The 22,559-nt window shown below is 44.2% G+C and carries 25 protein-coding genes and 4 tRNA genes; 11 read left to right on the top strand and 18 right to left on the bottom strand.

Translation table 11 applies throughout. The features are described 5' to 3' along the window. Nucleotides 1-12: 12 nt before the first annotated feature. Entirely contained in the window at nucleotides 13-918 is a 906-nt protein-coding gene (locus tag E0Z06_RS11145; RefSeq protein WP_132584680.1) for an AEC family transporter, read from the bottom strand. Next, entirely contained in the window at nucleotides 918-1,247 is a 330-nt protein-coding gene (locus tag E0Z06_RS11140; protein WP_279432801.1) for a GIY-YIG nuclease family protein, read from the bottom strand. Before E0Z06_RS11140 ends, E0Z06_RS11145 begins: the two co-directional genes overlap by 1 nt. A gap of 52 nt (nucleotides 1,248-1,299) precedes the next feature. Here E0Z06_RS11140 and E0Z06_RS11135 point away from each other — a divergent pair, with 52 nt between their 5' ends. Further along, on the top strand, nucleotides 1,300-2,550 hold the full coding sequence (locus tag E0Z06_RS11135; protein ID WP_132584676.1) for a DEAD/DEAH box helicase: 1,251 nt from the start codon (nucleotides 1,300-1,302) through the stop codon (nucleotides 2,548-2,550). Between the two features lie 22 nt (nucleotides 2,551-2,572). Here E0Z06_RS11135 and ppiC read toward each other — a convergent pair whose 3' ends face one another. Next, nucleotides 2,573-2,848: a peptidylprolyl isomerase PpiC gene (ppiC, locus tag E0Z06_RS11130; protein ID WP_132584674.1), complete on the bottom strand. Its 276-nt coding sequence runs from the start codon at nucleotides 2,846-2,848 to the stop codon at nucleotides 2,573-2,575. Nucleotides 2,849-3,034: 186 nt separating this feature from the next. Here ppiC and E0Z06_RS11125 point away from each other — a divergent pair, with 186 nt between their 5' ends. Further along, nucleotides 3,035-3,595: a sel1 repeat family protein gene (locus E0Z06_RS11125; protein ID WP_132584672.1), complete on the top strand. Its 561-nt coding sequence runs from the start codon at nucleotides 3,035-3,037 to the stop codon at nucleotides 3,593-3,595. Between the two features lie 111 nt (nucleotides 3,596-3,706). On the opposite strand, the gene aguA is transcribed toward E0Z06_RS11125, so the two are convergent. Both aguA and aguB read right to left on the bottom strand, forming a co-directional pair. Further along, nucleotides 3,707-4,822, bottom strand: coding sequence for an agmatine deiminase (aguA, locus tag E0Z06_RS11120; RefSeq protein WP_132584670.1), 1,116 nt, complete (start codon nucleotides 4,820-4,822; stop codon nucleotides 3,707-3,709). After that, complete coding sequence (aguB, locus tag E0Z06_RS11115; RefSeq protein WP_132584668.1) at nucleotides 4,823-5,719, bottom strand: N-carbamoylputrescine amidase; 897 nt, start codon at nucleotides 5,717-5,719, stop codon at nucleotides 4,823-4,825. A 204-nt stretch (nucleotides 5,720-5,923) separates the two neighbouring features. Between aguB and E0Z06_RS11110 the strand changes: the two genes are divergently transcribed. After that, entirely contained in the window at nucleotides 5,924-7,108 is a 1,185-nt protein-coding gene (locus tag E0Z06_RS11110; RefSeq protein ID WP_132584666.1) for an FAD-dependent oxidoreductase, read from the top strand. A 48-nt stretch (nucleotides 7,109-7,156) separates the two neighbouring features. On the opposite strand, the gene E0Z06_RS11105 is transcribed toward E0Z06_RS11110, so the two are convergent. From E0Z06_RS11105 to E0Z06_RS11075, 7 genes are all read right to left on the bottom strand, one after another. Next, nucleotides 7,157-7,231 (bottom strand) — tRNA-Gln (locus E0Z06_RS11105). Between the two features lie 55 nt (nucleotides 7,232-7,286). Beyond that, nucleotides 7,287-7,361, bottom strand: a tRNA-Gln gene (locus tag E0Z06_RS11100). A 29-nt stretch (nucleotides 7,362-7,390) separates the two neighbouring features. Further along, nucleotides 7,391-7,475 (bottom strand) — tRNA-Leu (locus tag E0Z06_RS11095). 22 nt (nucleotides 7,476-7,497) lie between these two features. After that, nucleotides 7,498-7,574, bottom strand: a tRNA-Met gene (locus E0Z06_RS11090). Nucleotides 7,575-7,758: 184 nt separating this feature from the next. Then, nucleotides 7,759-8,850 (bottom strand): redox-regulated ATPase YchF, encoded by a 1,092-nt coding sequence (ychF, locus tag E0Z06_RS11085; RefSeq protein WP_132584664.1) that lies wholly within the window; start codon nucleotides 8,848-8,850, stop codon nucleotides 7,759-7,761. A 43-nt stretch (nucleotides 8,851-8,893) separates the two neighbouring features. Continuing rightward, nucleotides 8,894-9,496: an aminoacyl-tRNA hydrolase gene (gene pth / locus E0Z06_RS11080; RefSeq protein ID WP_132584662.1), complete on the bottom strand. Its 603-nt coding sequence runs from the start codon at nucleotides 9,494-9,496 to the stop codon at nucleotides 8,894-8,896. Beyond that, the gene (locus tag E0Z06_RS11075; protein ID WP_132584660.1) at nucleotides 9,496-10,104 is read right to left on the bottom strand and encodes a 50S ribosomal protein L25/general stress protein Ctc; all 609 of its coding nucleotides are present in this window, start codon (nucleotides 10,102-10,104) and stop codon (nucleotides 9,496-9,498) included. Before E0Z06_RS11075 ends, pth begins: the two co-directional genes overlap by 1 nt. A 338-nt stretch (nucleotides 10,105-10,442) precedes the next feature. Between E0Z06_RS11075 and E0Z06_RS11070 the strand changes: the two genes are divergently transcribed. Continuing rightward, entirely contained in the window at nucleotides 10,443-10,634 is a 192-nt protein-coding gene (locus tag E0Z06_RS11070) for a CsbD family protein (RefSeq protein WP_132584658.1), read from the top strand. Nucleotides 10,635-10,704: 70 nt separating this feature from the next. Here the strand turns inward: E0Z06_RS11070 and E0Z06_RS11065 are convergent, their stop codons facing one another. The 4 genes from E0Z06_RS11065 to lolB form a co-directional block, all read right to left on the bottom strand. Beyond that, the gene (locus tag E0Z06_RS11065) at nucleotides 10,705-11,433 is read right to left on the bottom strand and encodes a PEP-CTERM sorting domain-containing protein (RefSeq protein WP_132584656.1); all 729 of its coding nucleotides are present in this window, start codon (nucleotides 11,431-11,433) and stop codon (nucleotides 10,705-10,707) included. A gap of 216 nt (nucleotides 11,434-11,649) precedes the next feature. Beyond that, the gene (locus tag E0Z06_RS11060) at nucleotides 11,650-12,585 is read right to left on the bottom strand and encodes a ribose-phosphate pyrophosphokinase (RefSeq protein ID WP_243695605.1); all 936 of its coding nucleotides are present in this window, start codon (nucleotides 12,583-12,585) and stop codon (nucleotides 11,650-11,652) included. Nucleotides 12,586-12,663: 78 nt separating this feature from the next. Continuing rightward, the gene (gene ispE, locus E0Z06_RS11055; RefSeq protein WP_132584652.1) at nucleotides 12,664-13,509 is read right to left on the bottom strand and encodes a 4-(cytidine 5'-diphospho)-2-C-methyl-D-erythritol kinase; all 846 of its coding nucleotides are present in this window, start codon (nucleotides 13,507-13,509) and stop codon (nucleotides 12,664-12,666) included. Next, the gene (gene lolB, locus E0Z06_RS11050) at nucleotides 13,506-14,186 is read right to left on the bottom strand and encodes a lipoprotein insertase outer membrane protein LolB (RefSeq protein ID WP_243695500.1); all 681 of its coding nucleotides are present in this window, start codon (nucleotides 14,184-14,186) and stop codon (nucleotides 13,506-13,508) included. The genes ispE and lolB overlap by 4 nt, the downstream gene beginning before the upstream one ends. A 4-nt stretch (nucleotides 14,187-14,190) precedes the next feature. On the opposite strand from lolB, the gene hemA reads away from it, so the two are divergent. The 6 genes from hemA (at nucleotide 14,191) to kdsA (ending at nucleotide 20,379) form a co-directional block, all read left to right on the top strand. Further along, nucleotides 14,191-15,441 (top strand): glutamyl-tRNA reductase, encoded by a 1,251-nt coding sequence (gene hemA, locus E0Z06_RS11045; RefSeq protein WP_243695499.1) that lies wholly within the window; start codon nucleotides 14,191-14,193, stop codon nucleotides 15,439-15,441. An 18-nt stretch (nucleotides 15,442-15,459) separates the two neighbouring features. Continuing rightward, the gene (gene prfA, locus E0Z06_RS11040; protein ID WP_132584650.1) at nucleotides 15,460-16,551 is read left to right on the top strand and encodes a peptide chain release factor 1; all 1,092 of its coding nucleotides are present in this window, start codon (nucleotides 15,460-15,462) and stop codon (nucleotides 16,549-16,551) included. Then, nucleotides 16,551-17,405, top strand: a complete 855-nt coding sequence (gene prmC, locus E0Z06_RS11035; protein WP_132584648.1) for a peptide chain release factor N(5)-glutamine methyltransferase — start codon at nucleotides 16,551-16,553, stop codon at nucleotides 17,403-17,405. Before prfA ends, prmC begins: the two co-directional genes overlap by 1 nt. A 94-nt stretch (nucleotides 17,406-17,499) precedes the next feature. Next, entirely contained in the window at nucleotides 17,500-19,059 is a 1,560-nt protein-coding gene (locus E0Z06_RS11030; RefSeq protein WP_132584646.1) for a response regulator, read from the top strand. A 47-nt stretch (nucleotides 19,060-19,106) separates the two neighbouring features. Continuing rightward, entirely contained in the window at nucleotides 19,107-19,487 is a 381-nt protein-coding gene (locus E0Z06_RS11025) for a SirB2 family protein (protein ID WP_132584644.1), read from the top strand. A 43-nt stretch (nucleotides 19,488-19,530) separates the two neighbouring features. After that, nucleotides 19,531-20,379: a 3-deoxy-8-phosphooctulonate synthase gene (gene kdsA / locus E0Z06_RS11020; protein WP_132584642.1), complete on the top strand. Its 849-nt coding sequence runs from the start codon at nucleotides 19,531-19,533 to the stop codon at nucleotides 20,377-20,379. Between the two features lie 19 nt (nucleotides 20,380-20,398). Here the strand turns inward: kdsA and E0Z06_RS11015 are convergent, their stop codons facing one another. Then, complete coding sequence (locus E0Z06_RS11015) at nucleotides 20,399-21,091, bottom strand: DTW domain-containing protein (RefSeq protein ID WP_132584640.1); 693 nt, start codon at nucleotides 21,089-21,091, stop codon at nucleotides 20,399-20,401. A 116-nt stretch (nucleotides 21,092-21,207) separates the two neighbouring features. Here E0Z06_RS11015 and E0Z06_RS11010 point away from each other — a divergent pair, with 116 nt between their 5' ends. Beyond that, nucleotides 21,208-22,110 (top strand): pseudouridine synthase, encoded by a 903-nt coding sequence (locus tag E0Z06_RS11010; protein WP_132584638.1) that lies wholly within the window; start codon nucleotides 21,208-21,210, stop codon nucleotides 22,108-22,110. Here E0Z06_RS11010 and E0Z06_RS11005 read toward each other — a convergent pair. Further along, nucleotides 22,107-22,559, bottom strand: coding sequence for a YaiI/YqxD family protein (locus tag E0Z06_RS11005; RefSeq protein ID WP_132584636.1), 453 nt, complete (start codon nucleotides 22,557-22,559; stop codon nucleotides 22,107-22,109). The genes E0Z06_RS11010 and E0Z06_RS11005 overlap by 4 nt on opposite strands.

Genomic DNA, 22,559 nt, shown 5'->3' with positions numbered 1-22,559 from the left:
TGCGGCTTAATATTATAACGGTAGTAACCAAAACACTATTGGTAAGCTAGCTAAACCAAGCAAGATACCTAGACCAATAATACCGCTAACCAATCGTGGTGCTAAGCCGGCCATAATAGCAATGGCACCTGCCGAGATCATGGGCGGCATTGCTGCTTGAAATATGCTCACATCTACCGCAACACCGCGTTGGCCAAAACTAAACCATAATAGTGCGGCTAAAGCGGGCATCATTACTAACTTAATACCCAATGCGCTAATTAATGGCGATATTTCGCTTTTACTAAATTTAATGGTTAAAGCAAAGCCTACAGCAATCATTACCACTGGCACCAAGGTTATTGCTAAGTTATCAATTAGTTGGCTGAAAAATGGTGGGTATGACTCGCCAAGAAATAACAAACCTATCACTAAGGCAATAAACGAGGGGAAGGTAACAATTTTTAGCGTAATGCCTTTAACCGTTGGCTTAGCTGCATTTGGGCTATATAGCGCAGCCACAATGGTTACGTAGATAGCTAAAGCGATAAAAGAGCCGACTTGATCATAGATCACCGCATAGGGCATGGCATCAGCGCCAAACAAGGCTTCGGTCATCGGAAAGCCTAAAAACGAGGTATTGCCTAAGGGTAAAATAATTAATAACGCGCCGGTTACTTCACGAGACCAATGGAAAACTTTACTAAGGGCTAACACTACCGCGACCACTGCCACCAGTAATACCCAAGGCGTAATAGCGGGAATAAGTAGCTCGGCTGAAAATTGTAGCTGAGGTACGTTTTTTAAGATCAGTGCGGGTAAGGCGACATATAACACATACATATTCAGTGCTATACCACTGTTTTCTGGCATGGTTGGTAGGCAGCGTAGTAGAGCGCCAATGGCTAAATAGGCCAAAATAAAGAAAAAGTTTTCCATTATATCTCACTTGCCGAGGCACTGCTAAGCAGTGCTAATTTCGCCGATTTAGGCAGTTTTTTAAGTTTATACTCTGCTTTACTGGCTTCGCTTCTATCGGGCATAGCTTGCTGGTATACCAGCGATAAAGGGCCTTTACCTCGCAATGCTTTAGCTCCGCCAACCAAATCACCACTATGCTGGCGCAACCGCCTTACGGGGTCAGTGCTAATGCCGGTATACAGCTGGCCAGCAGCGGTTTGTACCATATATAAATACCAGCAACTCACAGGGCTAACTGCCTCAGTGGCTGTTCTGCTATAATGCGGCCTTGATAGCGCGATGCGCATTGTTTTTGTACAATGGCTGGCGCAAAAAACGTCGCGCAAAACAGGAATTTTAATGTCATTTCAATCTCTCGCGTTAGCTACGCCTATTTTACGTGTGCTGACAGAGCAAGGCTATACGTCGCCAACGCCAGTGCAGTTGCAAAGTATACCGGTAATTTTGGCCGGTAAAGATGTGCTGGCTGGTGCGCAAACCGGCACTGGTAAAACTGCCGCTTTCACTTTACCTTTGCTGCAACAAATGCTCAATGCGCCAAAAGTCGTAGCAGCAAGCCAAGTTCGGGTATTGGTATTAACGCCTACCCGTGAGTTAGCGCAGCAAGTGTATGACAATGTGCGTAAATATAGCCAGTATTTAACCACGCGCTCAGCGGTGTTTTATGGCGGTGTATCTATTCGGCCACAATACGACGATGCGGCGCAAGGGCTAGATATCTTGGTTGCAACGCCTGGGCGATTGATTGACCATTTGCATCAAAAAACCATCGACTTATCGGCGCTTGAAGTATTAGTGCTAGATGAAGCCGACCGCATGCTAGATATGGGCTTTGTTGTTGATATAAAACGGATTATGGCCAAGCTGCCGCCAAAACGTCAGACGTTGCTGTTCTCCGCTACCTATTCTACTGAGATAAAGCAGCTGGCTGATGAACTGTTAAATTGCCCGCAGTTAATTGAAGTGGCGGCAACCAATGCCACGGCCGATAGCGTACAGCAGTTGGCGTATTTAGTTGATAGGCATCGAAAACGTGAATTATTAAGCCATGTCATTGGTAAAAATAATTGGCCGCAAGTATTAGTGTTTGTTCGCACTAAGCATGGCGCTGATCGCTTAGCTAAGCAGCTAGAGAAGGACGGTTTAAAAAGTGCAGCCATTCATGGCGATAAAAGCCAGGGCGCTCGTACCAAAGCCTTAGCCGATTTTAAAGCCGGTAAGGTACGCATTTTGGTGGCAACCGATATTGCCGCACGTGGTTTAGATATTAGCGAGCTACCTTATGTGGTGAATTACGACTTGCCGCAGGTCGCGGAGGATTATGTACACCGTATTGGTCGTACCGGTAGGGCGGGTAATACTGGTGTAGCCTTAACGCTAATTACACCTGAAGAAACTAAAGCCTTGCAAGATATTGAGCGCATAATTCAGCAGGTAATTACCGCCACTGTGCTGGCAGGCTATGAGCATGACCCTAGCTATGTTTCACCTGAGCAAGCTCAAGCGAGAAATAATAGTGGTGTTAAAAAGCCGGTTAGGCGGGGTAATGAGAAAGCCAAGCTGCGAAGCAAGGCTTTAGGTAAAGGCTAAGGCTTTACCTAAGTTGAATAACTTAACTGCGATATAAAGTTTTAATTAGGTGAAAACCAAACTGGGTTTTCACCGGGCCTATTACTTCAAGTACAGCGCCTTTAAATACGGCATCGTCAAAGGCTTTCACCATTTGGCCTTGTCTAAACTCGCCTAAATCGCCACCTTTCTTGCCCGACGGGCAGGTAGAGTGCTGCTTAGCTAATTTGCCAAAATCGGCACCCTTGGCCAGTTGCTGCTTTAGCTTATCGGCTTGTTCGCGGGTTTTTACCAGTATATGTAAAGCGCAGGCTTTCATTGCAATCTCAAAATCAAATACATTATGAGTTATTATAACTAAAACCTGTTTAAATCTACATAACCTATGTTTTTAGTAAGTTATACTTAGGCTAAGGTTTGACATACCTTATTACATTTATTAACTTTTATTAAACTTTTGCTTTGTTATATTAGTTAAATTGTAATCAAATAATGGAGCACAATAATGAAGAAATCTTTAGTAGTGGTGCTAGCGACATCGTTGTTAGCTGCTACTTTTAGTGGAACTACTTTAGCTAGTGAAGCTGATGGCATAAAGGAAAAGCTGATACGCAGTTCTCTATACACAACGGACTTTGATAATGTTATTGGCCAAGTACAACGAAGGGAGTTTTCTGAAGCGTACCCAAATTTATTGCAGTTCGCTCGTTACGGTGAAAAGTATGCGCAATACTCATTAGGGTTGCTATTAATTACAGGCGAAGAGGTTCCGCTAGATATTGAGCAAGGATTAGTTTGGATGCGCTTAGCAATAGAGCAAAAAACAAGTGATTGGGAAACGCGTTATAAAGCGGTAACTAAGAATTTAACAAAAGAACAGTTAAGCGCGTTAGAGCCAATGTATCAAGAGTATAAACGTAAGTATGGTGCTAAAGCTCAGAAAATGCACTGCGGAACCGAAACACGCAAAGGGTCTAAAATGCGAATTCATATTTGTCGTAAGCCGTTATTAAACCAGGAGTTTCACGCTGTAATTGAATACGCAGATGACAAGCCAGTTAAGTAAACCGAGTGTTTACTCAGTTATAGTTATTTCGCTGAGTTGTTTAAAAAAACGGTTTGCTTAAGCAAACCGTTTTTACACCTATCAATTTAATTAAAAAATGTTTATTTAATACTATTTAGCCGGCTGCTGTTGGGTAATACAGTGAATGTTGCCGCCACCTAATAATATTTCACGGCCAGGCACGCTAACTACTTTATGCTCTGGATACAGCTTTTGTAATAGGTCTGCCGCGACTTTATCGTTAGGATCATCAAACGTAGGCATAATTAAGCCACCGTTACATAAGTAAAAATTAACGTAAGAGCCGGCTAAGCGACTATTGGCTTCGCGTGGTTTTGCCATCATAGAATCATCTACTGTTGCGTACTCGTCAGCGGTGGCAATAATTGGCGCAGGCTGTGGCAGCTTGTGCACAATAATTTTACGGCCTTTAGCATCAGTGCTGGCTTCTAAGTAATCTAATGCGGCTTTAGAGCGCGCGTACTGCGGATCATTTTGATCATCAGTCCAGGCCAATACCACTTCGCCTGGTTTAACAAAGCAGGCCATATTGTCGATATGATCATCGGTTTCATCATTAAAAATGCCTTGCTCTAACCACAGCACTTTGTCGATACCTAAATAATCACGCATTTGCTGCTCAATTTGCTCACGACTTAAATTTGGGTTGCGGTTGGCATTTAACAAACAGGCTTCAGTAGTCAGTAAGGTGCCTTCGCCATCAACGTGAATAGCGCCGCCCTCTAACACAAAGTTATCGGTGCGATAGCGTGGCAATTGTTCAATACCTAAAATTTTACTGGCAACTTGTTCGTCTTTATCCCAAGGGAAATATAAACCGCCATTTAAACCGCCCCAAGCGTTAAACGCCCAGTCGATACCGCGTACTTCACCGTTGCTATTGCTAACAAAAGTCGGGCCGGTGTCGCGACACCAAGAGTCATTATTGGCAATTTCTACTACCCGAATAGCAAAATTACTGCCGGTATCGGTTAGTTGCGCTACGGCGTTGGCATACTGCGTGGCAGAAACACCTACTGAAACTGGCTCAAACTGAGCAATAGCTTTAATAACGGCAACAAAGGCTTGCTGTGCGGGTTTTGCGCCTAAGCGCCAGTTATCGGTGCGCTCGGGCCAAATCATCCAGGTTTGTTTATGCTTAACCCATTCGGCTGGCATGCTAAAGCCATCAGCGCGTGGCGTATTAGCTAAATTACTATAGGCCATTTAGTTATTACCTTGCGTTTTAGGTTGTTTAGTTTCGCCATCTTTGGTTAGCACTGCGCCATATAAGTCAATGCGACGGTCACGGAACACGCCCCAAGCACGACGGGTAGCGGCAATAGCGTCTAAATCAAAGGTATGCACTAATACTTCTTCTTCGGTGCGGCCCGCTTCTTGTACTTTCTCGCCTGATTCATCAGCAATAAACGAGCAGCCATAAAAGGTAATAGAATAATCGCCTTCGGTTTCTGTACCAATACGGTTCGAAGCAATTAGCGGCGTAACGTTAGCAGCGGCATGACCTTGCTGGGTGCGCTGCCAATGGCCACTTGAATTAATTGTGGAGTCGTGTGGCTCAGTACCAATAGCGGTTGGGTAGAATAACAACTCTGCGCCCATTAATGCCATGCTACGTGCACATTCTGGAAACCATTGATCCCAGCAAATACCCACGCCAATTTTGGCATATTTAGTATCGAACACCTTAAAACCGGTATCGCCAGGGGTGAAGTAATATTTTTCACTGTAGCCTGGGCCATCAGGAATATGGCTTTTACGGTAAATACCTAAATTACTGCCATCGGCATCTAAAATAACCACTGTGTTATATAAGCAGTGGCCAGCACGCTCATAAATACTGATTGGTAATACCACGTTTAGCTCTTTGGCAATTTTAGTAAAATGCTTTACTGCAGGGTTGTCGGCTACCGAGGTAGCAAAATCTAAATAGTCAGGCTTTTGTTTCTGACAAAAATAATTACGTTCAAATAGCTCTTGTAATAGAACAATTTGTGCACCTTTACTAACCGCATCACGCACTAAGCGTTCAGCGCGCTGAATGTTTTGTTCAACATCCCAGCCACCAATCATTTGTGTTGCAGCAACAGTTACATTACGCATTAGTTATCTCCAGCAGAAATAAAACCAATAGGCTAGCATCAGTTAGGACACTTGCCAAACAGGGCGCGAAAATGCCGTATTTTTGCGCTGTCGTCAACGCTTAATGTGAAAAAAACTTAGTGGTTGCCATGATAAGGCGTCAGGTTTTCGTTTTATTGTTAGCTTGGCGTACAATAGCAGCAACTAGCACAGTGAATTAAATGTATGACTATAGATAATACAGTACAGCAATTTGATGTCAGCGTGGTTGGCGGTGGTATGGTTGGCGCGGCAATAGCGCTAGCGTTAAGTCAGGCCGGCCTGCGGGTAGCATTAGTAGAACAGCAAGCGCCAGCAGAATTTAATGCTGCCAGTGCACCGGAGCTACGGGTGTCATCAATTAACTTAGCCAGCGAAGCGTGGCTTAGGCAATTAGGTGCATGGCAAGCTCTTGAGCAAATGCGCTTATGCCCTTATCAACGTTTACAAGCCTTTGAACAGCCCCATAGCATTGTTACCTTTGCTGCCAAAGATATTAAGCGCAGCCATTTAGGCCATATTGTTGAAAACAATTTACTAAAGCTAGCACTGTGGCAGCAATTTGCTAAGAACGTCAGTCAATTTTGTCCTGCGTCGGTAACTAAGCTACAACAAACTGCTAGCGAAGCGATTATTACATTAGACACTGGCACAGTACTTAGCAGTAAGCTGGTTATTGCAGCAGATGGTGCTAATTCGCAGTTGCGTCAGCTAGCAGGTATTGGCACTAACGGTTGGCAATATCAGCAAGCGTGTTTAGTGGCGTTAGTGAATACTGCTTACCAGCAACAAGATGTTACTTGGCAGCAATTTACTAGCACGGGGCCTAAAGCCTTTTTACCGCTACCGGGTAAGCAAGCTTCTATCGTCTGGTATGACGATGCACCACGTATAAAGCAACTAGCCGCGTTAAATAGTGCTCAGCTAACGCAGGCGCTGTTAAATGCCTTTCCTGAGCAGTTAGGGCAGGTTGAGGTAGTTGCTAGCAGCTGGTTTCCTCTAGCGCGTATGGATGCTAATCAATATTACGCAGGGCGCGTGGTGTTAGCGGGTGATGCGGCACATACCATTAACCCCTTAGCTGGGCAGGGTGTAAATTTGGGTTTTGCTGATGCTAAGCAGTTAACGGCATTAATTCTTAGCGCTTGGCAAAATAAAACTGACATTGGCGCGGCTAAATTGTTGTTAACCTATCAGCGTAAACGCAAGCCGGCGAACTTGTTAATGATGAGTGCAATGGATGGTTTCTATCAGGCGTTTGGCAATACGCTAGCGCCAATACGGAAATTGCGTCAGCTGGCGCTTAGCGTTGTATCACGGAATCGCTTACTAAAAACCTTAGTTGCGCGTTACGCTGTAGGTAGCGACTAAGGTGTTAGAAAGCAAAAAACCAGCCTAGGCTGGTTTTTTTATGTTTAATGGCAGGGGCGGCTGGATTCGAACCAACGCATGACGGGATCAAAACCCGCTGCCTTACCGCTTGGCTACGCCCCTGCAAAACGGGGGATATGTTAATCGTTTTAAATCAAACCATTAACACTAAAATTAATGGCAGGGGCGGCTGGATTCGAACCAACGCATGACGGGATCAAAACCCGCTGCCTTACCGCTTGGCTACGCCCCTACTAAAACTTGTGTGCAACCACTTAAGAGTGGTGCGGAAGGAGAGACTCGAACTCTCACGCCTCGCGGCGCTGGAACCTAAATCCAGTGCGTCTACCAATTTCGCCACTTCCGCATGCAAGGTAAGGTTAGTTAAGTGGTGGCTACAGCGGGAATCGAACCTGCGACCCCAGCATTATGAGTGCTGTGCTCTAACCAGCTGAGCTATGTAGCCACTAACTACTTGACCTAAGCAAGTGGCGCGTATTATCCAGAACTGACCCCATAGCGTCAACCGTTTTTTTGCATTAAAAAACTAACTTTGGTTCGTTTGCCGCTTTTATATGCAAAATGCTGGTTTAGCAGACAATAAAAAAGCCGTTATTAGTAAATAACGGCTTTTTTGGCAGAGCAATAATTTAAACGTTAAAGCGGAAATGCATTACGTCGCCATCTTTTACAATATAATCTTTACCTTCTAAGCGCCACTTACCTGCTTCTTTGGCACCGGCTTCACCGTTGTACTGCACAAAGTCATCATAACCAACGACTTCTGCACGAATAAAACCTTTTTCAAAGTCGGTATGAATAACGCCAGCAGCTTGTGGTGCCGTAGCACCAATAGCCACAGTCCAAGCCCGCACTTCTTTCACGCCAGCGGTAAAATAGGTATGTAAACTTAATAATGAGTAACCACCGCGGATAACGCGGTTTAAACCAGGCTCTTCCAAACCCATGTCGGCCATAAACTCGGCACGCTCATCGTCATCTAATTCCGCAATTTCTGACTCAATAGCCGCGCATACCGGCACAACAATAGCGCCTTCTTTGTCTGCAATAGCCTGCACAATATCTAAATAAGGGTTATTTTCAAAACCATCTTCGGCTACGTTAGCGATATACATCGTAGGCTTGATGGTTAGGAAGTTCATATAGGCAATTAACGCCAGCTCATCTTTGTCTAATTCAAGCTGACGTAAGGTTTCGCCTTTTTCTAAATGCGCTTTTACTTTCTCTAATACCAAGGTTTCAGCTTTAGCGTCTTTATCACCGCCTTTGGCTTTTTTACTCACGCGAAAAATAGCGCGTTCAGCACTGTCCATATCAGACAATACCAGTTCCATATTGATGGTATCTATATCGTCAGCTGGATCAATTTTATTGGCAACGTGAATAATATTATCGTCATCAAAACAACGTACTACATGGCCAATAGCATCAGTTTCGCGAATGTTAGCTAAAAACTTATTACCTAAACCTTCACCACGAGATGCGCCTTTAACTAAACCCGCAATATCAACAAACTCCATGGTTGTTGGTAGTACGCGTTGTGGTTTAACTATTTCAGCTAATTTATCTAAACGCAGATCTGGCACCGGCACCACACCGGTATTAGGTTCAATAGTACAGAACGGGAAGTTTGCAGCTTCAATGCCGGCCTTAGTTAAGGCATTAAACAGGGTAGATTTGCCTACGTTAGGTAAGCCGACGATGCCACATTTGAAACCCATAATTAGTATCCTTTACGTGCTGTAAATAACTGCGCCGAGCTATTTAGCTGGCTTTGAAACTGTGTAGTCGGTTTTGTGCTTTGATTAAGCCATCTTTAGCTAAGATATCAAAGCAAGATACCGCCTCTACAATAGTTTGTTCAATCAATTGTTGTTCACTGGCAGGGGCTTTGCCCAAAACATAGCCGGTAACTTTATCTTTATGACCAGGATGACCAATACCTAAACGCAAGCGATAAAAATTTTGATTATTACCTAGTCGAGAAATAATATCGCGTAAGCCGTTATGGCCTGCGTGTCCACCGCCTAGTTTAAACTTAGCTACACCAGGGTCTAACGCCATTTCGTCATGAGCAACCAAAACTTGCTCAGGTGTCAGCTTATAAAACTGTGCCATTGCCAACACGGCTTTGCCGCTTAGATTCATAAAGGTTGAGGGAATAAGTAATTTGAATTCTTGTCCGGCACAAATGAACTTGCCGGTATAACCAAAAAATTTTGGTTCGTTTTTCAGGCTAGCATTAAAGGTATGGGCCAGCTGTTGAACAAACCAGACGCCGGCATTGTGCCGAGTCTGGCTGTATTCAGGGCCAGGATTACCTAGCCCTACAATCAACTGCACTGTTGACTGAGTTTTGTCAGACATTACTCAGCAGTTTCAGCATCTTCTTCAGCAACAGCTTTACCACCTGGCTTGTTCACAGAAACAACAGCAAGGTCATGACCTTCGCCTTTTGCTAACTGTGTAAAAGTAACACCTTTAGGTGCTTTTAAGTCAGATAAGTGAACAGTAGTACCAATAGCTATCTCGCTTACATCAACTTCGATAGCATCTGGTAAATCTTTAGGTAAGCAAGAAATTTCGATTTCGTTAGCGGCACGAACAACTACACCACCTTTCTTCACTGCTAAATCTTCATTGATTAAATGAACAGGAATAATCGATTTTAATTCATGGCCAGCTTCAACGCGTTGAAAGTCAACGTGCATGATTTTCGGCTTGAATGGGTGACGCTGCATAGCTTTAACAATAGCTTTAACACTTTCTTTGCCCACTTTAATGGTCAAAATGTGCGTGTAGAAAGCTTCGTCGCTTTGCGCTTTTAACAGCTTAGAGTGCTCTAAAGTGATAGAAACTGGTGCTTTGCTGCCACCGTAGATGATAGCTGGAACTTTGTCTTCGTGACGTAGGCGGCGGCTCGCACCTTTCCCCGCGTCAGTACGGACTTCTGCATTTAAGGTTAAATCAGACATGGTGTACTCCAAAAATTAGTGTGTCCCAAGACTTGCGACCAGTCTCAGGTTGAGTGCCCTATTTCAAGGGCGCAACATATTACCACCAGCCTAACATTGCTGCAAATGAAATAGCCGCCGACGTTAATAGCTCGTCGGAACTTATTGCAAAGTTGTAGGTAATATTTACTCTCTGTGTAGGTTGAACAGCTGAATGTTGCGGATGAATTGTATTTATCTTGTTGATTGTATTTAACTTTTATTGATTGGTATAGGTCTTGCTACTTATAGGTTGACCAGCAATGCTGGCATTTAATTTAGCATTGTATTTTCTAACTATTCTGAATTGGAGATATTTTATGAATAGCGATATTGCAGAAGGTAAGTGGAAACAAATGACGGGCTCTATTAAAGAAAAGTGGGGCAAACTAACCGACGACGACTTGCAAGAAGTAAGTGGCAGAGCTGAGAAGTTCTGCGGAAAAATGCAAGAGCGTTACGGTATGTCACGCGAGCAAGCAGAACAAGAGTTTAACCGCTTTAAAGGCTAGTTGTGCTTGGCAAAAAGCCCTCAGTTGAGGGCTTTTTTAATTTACAAAATAATTACTATCTAAATAGCCATTATTTTTGTTGTTTACGACGGCGTAAACCTAGGCCGAGTAAACCTAAACTGATTAAGGCAAAAGAAGCCGGAGCTGGCACCGTTTCTGGTGGCAAGCTACCAATGTCGACTAAACCATATTTAATTTGGCCGCCTATAACGAGATATTCACCTGAGCCATTACCCCAGAATTGTACTTTAGAGAACGATGCTGAGTCGTCAAACGCTGCAACAAAGATTTCGAATACGTCATAACCATTGGCACCTGGGAACATACCGTCGCTTTCTTGACCGGCTGATGCAACTAAGATCGGCGCGCCGTCATCAAACGAGATGTATAAGTCAGTCGTTGGGCCAAAGCAACAGGTCGCCCAGTCGCCTACTTCAAAGCCAAAAGAGTTGATGGCTTCATCAAACAGAAAGGTTACACCGCTAACAATAGTACCCGTAGAGCCACTACCATTATAATCTGGGCTAATATCAATAGTCTGTCCTGACATGCTGCCGTAACTGTTACCATAAATATAACCACCATTATTACGGGTGACGGTATAGCCAGGGCGTACTAAGGTAGTGCCGCTTGATATTGAAGTCCAAACGTCAGTGTACAGATCACCACCGGCTGCTTGCACAGTGTTATCAAACGATGCGCTGCCTGACGGGATGCTGTCAAACACGGTAATAATAGTCGCGTTAACGCTTGTGGTTAACAGTAAGCCAGCAGCTGCGGCTAATATTGCTAATTTCATAACTGAACTTTCCTTTTCATAGTTGTTTTTAACTGCAACGAAATAGCAAATGTCATGCCAAGCATGTAAGGCCTTTGTAAACAACTAGTTAGCTTGTATGTAATGCTGAAGAGGTGGGATGTTGTAATAAATGTTGACGGTGTGTGTTTTTTGTTTTTATTAGGTTTTTTAAATGCAAAAAGCGCCGTAAGGCGCCTTTTTGAAAATCAGTGTAATTTAATCAAACATCGATGAAATAGACTCTTCGTTGCTAATACGACGAATACACTCCGCCAGCATTTCGCTTAGCGTTAACTGGCGTACTTTGGGTATGGCTTTCATTTCTGCAGTTAACGGAATGGTGTCAGTAACAATGAGCTCATCGATTACGGAGTTCATAATGTTCTGCGCTGCATTACCTGAAAATACCGGGTGTGTAGCATAAGCAAATACGCGTTTTGCGCCTTGCTCTTTTAATGCTTCAGCCGCTTTACATAAGGTGCCGCCGGTATCGATCATGTCATCAACAATAATGCAATCGCGGTCTCTAACATCACCAATTATATGCATAACTTGGGCAATATTAGCTTTAGGACGGCGCTTATCAATGATGGCTAAATCAGCGTCGTTTAATAACTTAGCAATAGCACGGGCGCGCACTACACCGCCAATATCCGGTGATACTACTACAGGTGAAACAAAGCTTTTTTTGCGCATGTCATCTAATAATACTGGGCTGGCAAATACGTTATCAACCGGCACATCAAAGAAACCTTGAATTTGTTCTGCATGAAGGTCAACCGTTAATACACGGTCAACACCAACGCTAGATAAAAAATCAGCAACGACTTTGGCGGTAATAGGCACACGGGCAGAACGTACTCGACGGTCTTGACGGGCATAACCAAAATACGGCATTACGGCGGTAATACGGCCAGCTGAAGCGCGGCGAAGGGCGTCAACCATAACGATTAATTCCATTAGGTTGTCATTGGTTGGTGCGCAGGTAGATTGAATAATAAATACATCAGAACCACGTACATTTTCATTAATTTGTACGCTAACTTCGCCATCACTGAAACGGCCGACTTCGGCATCTCCAAGTTTAATGTACAAACGGCTGGCTATTTTACTTGCGAGTTCTGGTATTGCGTTACCAGCAAAAACCTTCATGTCGGGCACGGTGTGATCCTCAGGGCAGTGTTGAATCCGGTTTATCTATAAACAGCAATATATTACTGCTGCAGTTACTTATTCGGTATCTGCCAACGCAGCCCACACAGGCGACTGGTTGACGCCCTTGGCAATAAACCCGCGGCATGAGGGCGGTAATTGCTTAAGGGCATGTTGAGCACTGGTCTGGTCCGGGAATGCGGCGAACACACTAGCGCCAGTACCCGTCATTTGACACGGTGCGTATTCTACCAACCACTGTAAGGTTATTGCAACAATCGGATACAGACGTTCGACCAAGGGTTGGCAGTCATTGCGCCAAGCGGTAGTTAACAGTTCCTGATAATGTATTTGTGACGAGTTTCTAATTAAATCAGGGTGTTGAAATACTTGTTGTGTGCTTATATGGCAGTCTGGTGTAACAATTAAGTAGGTTTTTTGCTCTAGTTCTATTGGCCGTAACTTTTCACCAACACCTTCGGCAAAAGCAGTATAACCCCTAACAAACAAGGGGATATCGGCACCTAAGCTAAGGCCTAGCTCGGCCAATGTGTCTAAAGACAAATTAAGCCGCCATAATTTATTTAGCCCTAAAAGGGTCGTTGCGGCATCAGACGAGCCGCCACCTAAACCACCACCCATCGGCAATTGCTTATCTAAATAAATATCACAGCCTTGTAAGCAGTTGCTGTGGGCTTGAAGTAAACGTGCGGCCCGTAATACTAAATTCTGTTCGTTCACTAAGTCGGGGTTATTACAGGCTAAGTGAATTTGCTTGTCGTCACGTAAACGAAAACTAAGTGTATCGCCGGTATCCAGTAGCTGAAATAGCGTTTGTAAATTGTGATAACCGTCAGGTCGTCGGCCAGTAATATGTAAAAATAAATTTAATTTCGCTACGGCTGGTAAAATCAGTGTTGTCATTGCCAGTTCCTGATCACAATTTTAATTTGGTTATCGCTGCTGGTTAATATCAAACGTTTGGGCAGTGATAGGCTATCAGGAAAAAAACTCTGGTATTCTAACTGCCAGACAATGCCTGTGCTGTCAGTTAACGAGAATGAGGTTGTTCGGCCAAATTGGTCTTTGGTAATATTCGTGCTGTTGTTACCCGGTAAACCTCGCAGCCACAGCGGCATATCATATAGCGGCATCGACCAACCAGATAGTTGTAGTAGCAGACTACTGGTATCAACGGCGCGATAGGTTTCGCCTTTTAATTGAATTTCACTACCTGTTTCGCTTTGACTGAGTTCAAATAGGCTGATGCCTAAAAAATTACTTAACCTCGCCTGAAATTGACGATTATTATATTGTTGCCAACGCAAGTTAGCGCTTGTTGAATCGGTTGGCGTTTTTATGCCAACGCTGGCTTGTAGTGTAAACTGCTGCATAGCCATGAGCTGTTGCTCGCGCAGGTTAGTATTAAGTGGCCGTTCGCTTGGCGTTTGCTGTGATAATATACTGCAAGCGCTTAACCAAATAACAAAGAAATGAACAAACATTAAGCGTAAAATGGAATAGACCACACTAAAGTCCTTTACTGTGCTTTTCTTAGTTAGGGCTTTTTCGTACAATTCGCCCCTGATAATTTTGATCATACAGGTGATAGCCATTTTCGCACTAGGCATTAATCATAAAACGGCACCGGTTGCCCTGCGCGAACAAGTAGCATTTGCGCCTGAGCAGTTGCCCGAAGCCCTGCGCGAACTGACAACGTTAACCAGTATCTCAGATGCCGTTATCTTATCTACTTGTAATCGTACCGAGTTGTATTTTAGCGGTAGTACTGCGCAAGCGGAACAAGTAATTGCTTGGTTGGCGCAATTTCATAATGTTAATGGCAACGAGCTGCAACCTCACCTGTATTTGCATCAAGACAATGCCGCCGCCGAGCATTTAATGCAAGTGGCCTCCGGGCTGGATTCTTTAGTACTTGGCGAACCACAAATTTTTGGTCAAGTTAAGCAAGCTTATAGCCAAGCGCGTAATGCAGGTACGGTTAACCCGCTGTTTGAGCGTTTATTTCAAAAAACCTTTGCGGTAGCAAAACAAGTCCGCACCGATACTGAAATTGGTGCCAATGCGGTTTCTGTCGCCTTTGCTGCGGTCAGTTTAGCTAAGCAAATATTTGGTAACCTAAGCAAAGTGCGCGTGCTGCTAATTGGCGCCGGTGAAACCATTGAGCTAGTTGCCAAACACTTGCAAGAGCAAGGTGCCGGTAGCTTAGTGGTGGCCAATCGCACTTATGAGCGGGCGGTGCTGTTAGCACAGCAGTTTAATGCTGCAGCTATTACCTTAGCTCAGGTGCCCTTTCAGCTGGCTGAAGCCGATATTGTTATTAGTTCAACCGCCAGCACCTTGCCGATAGTGGGCAAGGGTATGGTAGAGCAGGCATTAAAGCAGCGTAAGCATAAGCCGATGTTTTTAGTCGATTTGGCCGTACCACGCGATATTGAACAGCAGGTTGCAGAGTTAGAAGATGCTTATTTATATACGGTAGATGATTTGCAATCTATTGTTGAACAAAATATGAGTAATCGACAGCAAGCGGCAGAGCAGGCTCGTTCAATAATAACGGTAGGCGTGGCTGAATTTTCTCAATGGTTAACGCTACAAGGCAGTGTCGATTGGGTACGCGATTATCGTCAGCGCTGTGAACAGGTGCGGGCAGAACTGCTAGCTAAAGCGTTAAATCAGTTATCAGCAGGGCAAGATGCAGAAAAAGTACTAACCGAATTGTCGACCAAACTAAGTAATCGGTTAATGCACAGCCCAACTAAAGCCATCCGACAGTTATGTCAGGATGATGAACTAAGTAAACCAACCATGATCGACACTTTGTTAGATCTGTAATTGAGCACATAAAACCCCATGAAAGAATCGGTATACAGCAAGCTCGAAGGATTATCTGAACGTTACGAAGAAGTGCAAGCACTACTAAGTGATGCTGGCGTAATTAATGATCAAAATCGGTTTCGTGAACTGTCAAAAGAATATAGTCAGTTAGAAGATATCAGTAAGTCATTCGCCGACTATCAGCAAGCAGAGCGCGATTTAAAATCTGCTGAAGACATGCAAAAAGACAGTGATCCTGAAATGCGTGAAATGGCGCAAGAAGAGTACAAAGCGGCTAAAGAGCGCATTGAACAACTGGATCAAGAATTACAAATTTTGTTATTGCCAAAAGATCCTAATGACAATAACAGCTGCTTTTTAGAAATTCGTGCCGGTGCCGGTGGTGATGAAGCGGCTATTTTTGCTGGTGACGTATTTCGCATGTATAGCCGTTTTGCCGAAAAAAATCGCTGGAAGCTAGAGGTTATTAGCGCTAACGAGGGTGAACACGGCGGCTATAAAGAAATTATTGCCAGCGTACAAGGCGAAGGCGCTTACGGTACATTAAAATTTGAATCTGGCGGACATCGAGTACAGCGCGTACCTGCTACTGAATCTCAAGGCAGGGTGCACACTTCCGCTTGTACCGTAGCGATTATGCCAGAAATACCAGAAAATGAAGCAATAGAAATTAACCCAGCCGATTTGAAAGTAGATACCTATCGTGCCTCTGGTGCCGGTGGTCAGCACGTTAACCGAACCGATTCAGCCATTCGTATTACTCACTTACCAACCGGTATCGTTGTTGAATGTCAGGACGAACGGTCGCAACATAAAAACCGTGCTCGGGCCATGAGTGTCTTGCAGTCCCGTATTCAAGCGGCTGAAGATGAAAAACGCCGTTTGGTTGAAGAGTCAACCCGTCGCTCATTAGTTGGTAGTGGCGATCGCTCTGAGCGTATTCGTACTTATAACTTCCCACAAGGCCGGTTAACTGATCACCGAATTAACCTGACTATTTACCGCTTAAATGACGTAATGGAAGGGGATTTAGATCAGGTATTAGAGCCGCTAAAACATGAGCACCAAGCGGATTTGTTAGCCGCACTGGCAGACGAAAACCGCTAGTGTCAGCAACGCCACAACAACCATTAGCATTAGCGCAATGGCTTAGGCAACAGCAACACGCCCTAAGCCATGTTAGCCCAACGCCTGACATTGAAGCGCGATTATGCTTATGTCATGTGCTGGGCGTAAGCAACAGCTATTTATATAGTTACCCAGAACAGCTGCTAACTGAAACACAAACCTTCCAGCTCAATGAATTGCTTGCAAAACGCTTATCTGGTCAGCCGCTGGCCTATTTGTTTGGTTATTGGCATTTTTTTGATCTGCGTTTACAGGTGGCACCTGCAACGTTAATTCCAAGGCCCGATACCGAAATTTTAGTCGAGCAGGCATTAGCACTTGCTTTACCAGAGCACGCTGCTGTACTTGATTTAGGCACTGGTACCGGTGCTATTGCTTTAGCTTTAGCGCATAACCGGCCAAGCTGGCAACTCACTGCAGTAGATTATATTGCCGATGCGGTTAAGCTAGCAGAGCATAACCGTAATGCACTTAATATTAATAATTGCACAATACTGCAAAGTGACTGGTTTAGCCGCCTTGCGGGTAAGCAGTTTGATTTAATTGTTAGTAACCCACCTTATATTGAACCGCAAGATCCGCATTTAATCGCGTTGAAGTTTGAGCCATTAACCGCACTAATATCTGCAGATAACGGTATGGCTGATATTACAAAAATTGTTGCTCAAGCTAGCCGCTATCTTAATAGCGGTGGCTGGTTATGGTTAGAACATGGCTATGATCAAGCCTTGGCGGTGCAAGCATTATTCGTGCAAGCGGGCTTTCAGCAAGTTGAATCAAAACGAGACTATGGCGATAACTGGCGAATTACCGGTGGCAAAAAAGCTGATTAATTTCAGCTTTTTAGCAGTTTTCTTTGACCAAATTGTCGAACCAGCATATAACTTAACTATTACCTTAAAGCCCAACATGTATTAAGGAAAATAGATGAGTGATGATTTTTTATTTGCTGACGAGTCTGATTACGTTGAACCTCTGGTGCATGGTAGCTGGAAAATTCTGATTGTTGATGATGAACCAGAGGTGCATGCCGTTACTAAGCTCGCGTTAAATGATTTTATCTTTCAAGGTAAAAATCTTGAGTTTTATAGTGCTTATTCTGGCGCAGAAGCAAAAACCTTAATCCAACAACACCCCGATGCCGCTGTTATCCTACTAGATGTAGTAATGGAAACCGATGATGCCGGTTTACTGGTCGCCAGTTATATTCGCGAACAACTGCGTAACGAGCGGGTAAGAATTATTTTACGCACTGGACAACCTGGCCAAGCCCCCGAACGCCAAGTGATCATTAACTACGATATTAACGATTATAAATCTAAAACTGAGTTAACCGCACAGAAACTCTTTACCGTTATTATGTCTAGTTTACGCTCGTACCGCGATATTTTATCACTCGAGCAAAGTCGACAGGGGTTAGAAAAAATTATTACCGCCTCAACCGACTTATTTACTGCGCATTCAATGGAGCAGTTTATTGATGGTGTGTTGCAGCAACTTACTTCAATATTAGGCTGTGATGAAAACGCGTTATTGGTTAGCTCATCATTAGTTGCCGGTAATATTGCCGGCGATGCGGCTGATCCGCGTAAACTTATCGTGTTTGCTGGGCAAGGCGAGTTTGAAAGTAAAGAAGGTCAACCGGTACAAGACGTATTAGCGCCAGAGTTGATGGAGGCCTTTGATAAGGCCTTACATTCAAAAGGTATTGTCTACCGTGATAACTATTTAGTTGCTTATTGCACCAGTAAGTTTACCCACGGCTCGCTGCTTTATATCTCGGGCTTGCCCGGTGTTGTTGGCGAAAACCAAAAGCGATTAATCGAGCTATTTTCACAAAACGTGCAAATAGCTTATGAAAATGTGCAGTTGCAGCACGAAATTGAAGATACACAACACGAAATTGTTTACCGTTTAAGCGAAGCGGTTGAGCATCGCTCAACTGAAACCGGGAATCATGTTAAACGGGTATCCTATATCTGTTATGATCTGGCCAAAGCCTATGGCTTAGCGGAAGACGAGGCTGAAAAACTGATGTTTGCCGCTCCGTTACATGATGTCGGTAAAGTGGGTATACCAGACCATATTTTAAATAAGCCGGCTAAGTTACAGGCTGACGAGTGGGAAGTAATGAAATCCCATGCCAATATCGGCTACGATATTTTAAAAGGGTCAAAACGCAGTATTATTCAGGCTGGCGCCATTATTGCGCGCGACCACCATGAAAAATGGGATGGTAGCGGGTACCCAGCGGGTAAAAAAGGCACAGATATTCATTTGTATGGCCGTATTGTGGCCTTAGCCGACGTTTACGATGCGCTGCGGCATCGGCGTTGTTATAAAACCGCATGGCCATTAGCGCAAGTGTTAGCGCTTATTGACTCAGAATCCGGTAAGCAATTTGAACCGAAACTGGTTGAAATATTTAAGCAACGAGTCGATAAGCTTGAGGCAATATTGCAAAAATACCCTGATACACAAAAGTAGTTTATTGCCAGCCTATGCTGGCTATTTTTATAATAAGGATAAAGTTGATGTACATGGCATTTAAACATTTTCATTTACTGATTGTAGCGATTAGTGTCAGTTTTTTATTATTACGTTTTGTTTTAAATTTAAAGCCCGCGGCTATTTTACAAACTAAGTTTTTTAAAATAGCCCCGCACGTTATAGATACAATTTTATTGTTAAGTGCCGTAATGTTGATGGTAACCCTGCAGCAGTATCCGTTTGTTACGCCTTGGTTAACAGAAAAGCTGCTAGCAGTATTAGCCTATATTGCCTTAGGTGTTATGGCGTTTAAAGGCCGAACTAAAGCTATTCGCTGGTTATGTTTTTTTGGCGCCTTAGGCTGGTTAGCCTTAGCTATACGAGTAGCAATAACCAAGCAGCCGGTATTTTTATCTGCTCTGTAATGAGATAATAAGTTAAACGCTTGCAACGGATTAGAGATAAGTTATGACTGTACAAAGTATTCAAGTTGGCGCTATTAATGTGGGTAACCATTTACCCTTTGTGTTGTTTGGTGGCATGAATGTGCTTGAATCCCGCGATCTGGCAATGCGCATTGCTGAACACTACGTTGAAGTAACCACTAAGCTGGGTATTCCTTATATTTTTAAGGCCTCTTTTGATAAGGCTAATCGCTCTTCTGTGCACTCTTATCGTGGCCCAGGTTTAGATGAAGGCTTAAAGATTTTTGAAGAAATAAAACGCACCTTTAATGTACCGCTAATTACCGACGTGCATGAGCCATATCAAGCCGCGCCAGTAGCTGAGGTAGTTGATGTTATTCAATTACCGGCGTTTTTAGCCCGGCAAACCGATTTAGTGGTGGCGATGGCAAAAACCGGTGCGGTAATTAACGTTAAAAAACCACAGTTTTTAGCAGCACATGAAATGCGCCATATTATTACTAAATTTAAAGAAGCGGGTAATGATCAGGTTATTTTGTGTGAGCGCGGTAGCAGCTTTGGCTATAACAACTTAGTGGTAGACATGCTGGGCATGGACGAAATGAAAAACTATGCGCCGGTGATCTTTGATGCGACTCACGCGCTACAAAAACCCGGTGGCCGTGAAAGCTCAGCTGATGGGCGTCGCGCCCAAGTGGCGCAGTTGTCACGCTCAGGCATGGCGCTGGGCTTAGCCGGTTTGTTTCTTGAAGCGCACCCAGAGCCAAACTTAGCAAAATGCGATGGCCCTTGTGCACTACCGCTGGCTAAGCTAGAACAGTATTTAATGCAAATGAAAGCCGTAGACGATTTAGTAAAGAGCTTTGCACCGTTAGATACGGCGGCAAACTAGGCTTTAGGTTTTGGCTAAACTAATCTTCTATTAAATTAAGGTGCGGCTTACCGACAATATAAGCGCGCCTAAACTCATTAAAGTACTGCTGTAATGCCGCTGCGGCGGCATTATCTTCAGCTAATGTTAATATTGCTATTGCCACTTCTGCGGTACACAACTGATGCAAGTGCGCGGCCTCGCGTAACTGATAAGTTGAGGCCTGCTCAGGCTGAATGCCTAACACCGGTAACTTAGCCAAATAGGCACTTTTAAACATCTTTTTTGCCTCGCGCCAGGTGCCATCAAGCATAACAAATAGCGGTGTTTTTCCGTCTCTAATGCTGTCTAATTCAAGCGGCGAGTTTATACAGCGCTCAGCGTCTGCATATTGCTGTGGAAATACCACAATTGGTGCATAGCGGCTATCGTTTAACAGCGCCAACATTGCGGCATTGGGGCAGGTTCTGTCCCAAACAAAGGCATGGTTGTCAGGTATAACATCGGCAATAATGCGGCCGGTATTGCTGGGTTTATAGCATTCGCCGGTGTACATAATAAAACAAAAGGCACTGTCACTTTTTACCTGTGGCTTGGCGGCACAAATGCAGTCGGTTAATGGTAATAAACATAATTCACAGCGTTTAACCTTACTACCACGAGCGTTAAATACGCGAGTGGCTTTGGCCAGCTGCTCTGAGCGTAAAGCTAAAACCGAATTAACGTGTAACATGCAATCTCCAAGCGCTGGCGCAACTGCAGCTACAACTAAGCTACCGCCTTTTATGGGCGGCTATTGTAACGACTTTTATGCTACACTGCGCGGCAATTTTATGATGGAAACCTACTGTGTCTATAGCGACAAACGCCTCAGAAATTACCCTGCCCGCGGTAAATAACGGTTGGCATAGCGTACTGCAGTTTCTGTGTAGCCAGTTTCCTTATATACCAGAGGCAGTTTGGCGAGCGCGCATAAACAGCGGCAAGGTGCATTGGTTTAATGGCGAGGCCATTACTGAGCACACGCCTTTTACGCCCAGCAAACGGTTATGTTACTACCGAGAAGTAATTACCGAGCCGGTTATTCCGTTTGCGCATCATATTCTGTATCAAGATCAGCATATTTTAATTGTCGATAAACCGCACTTTTTGCCCGTTACCCCAGGTGGCGACTATGTTAATGAGTGCTTGCTTGCCAGGTTGCAACAGCAGTTGGGCTTAGCTGATCTGGTACCAGCGCATCGTTTAGACCGCGAAACCGCAGGCTTAGTCTTGTTTTCACTTAACATGGAAAGCCGAGCGGCTTACTGCCAGCTATTTAGTAACGGCCAAATACATAAGCAGTATCAGGCCACAGCCGCGCTAACTACACTAGCGCAACAAGCAGAGTTACCGTGTAACTGGCATATTGAAAACCGTATTGAAAAAAGCCAACCACGCTTTATTAATGCGATAGTGCCGGGTAAGGTAAATGCGGTATCTGATATCGAATTAATGGCTAAAAAGGGCGAGCTAGGTTTATTTCAACTTAGCCCGCACACCGGTAAAACCCATCAATTACGTTTGCATATGCAAAGCCTAGGTATGCCCATTTTGTATGATAAATATTACCCAGTGCTGCAGCCTAAAACCGATTTACAATTTAACCAGCCGCTGCAGTTATTGGCAAAAACACTGAGTTTTATTGACCCTATATCAAATGCAAAGCAAAGCTTTAGCAGTAAGCAAGTGCTTACCTCTTGGTGTAGCTAGCCGGGCTTGTGTTGTTGCAGTAATTTATCTAATTGATTAGCAAAAGCTTGCCGATCGCTTTGGTTTAATGGTGGTGGACCGCCGGTGTGTATGCCGCTGCCGCGCAGGGTGTCCATAAAGTCGCGCATGGTTAATTTTTGTTTAATGGTCTCGGTGCTGTATAGCTCGCCGCGCGGGTTTAACGCATGGCCACCTTTGGCTAGTACATCAGCGGCTAGTGGAATATCGGCGGTAATAACTAAGTCACCTACCTCACAGCGGCGGACAATTTCGTTATCGGCCTCATCAAAGCCATGTGATACTTGTAGCGCAGAAATAAAGCGCGAAGGTGGCACTTTAATAAGCTGATTAGCCACTAAAATGGTTTGAATTTGTTTGCGCTCGGCGGCACGAAACATAATGTCTTTAATTACGACAGGGCAAGCATCCGCATCGACGTAAATTTTCAT

The sequence above is a fragment of the Rheinheimera sp. D18 genome, assembly GCF_004345025.1.
Classification (GTDB): domain Bacteria; phylum Pseudomonadota; class Gammaproteobacteria; order Enterobacterales; family Alteromonadaceae; genus Alishewanella; species Alishewanella metallidurans.
The sequence above is the reverse complement of the archived record's forward strand: the minus strand, read 5'-3'. Positions and strand labels throughout refer to the sequence as shown.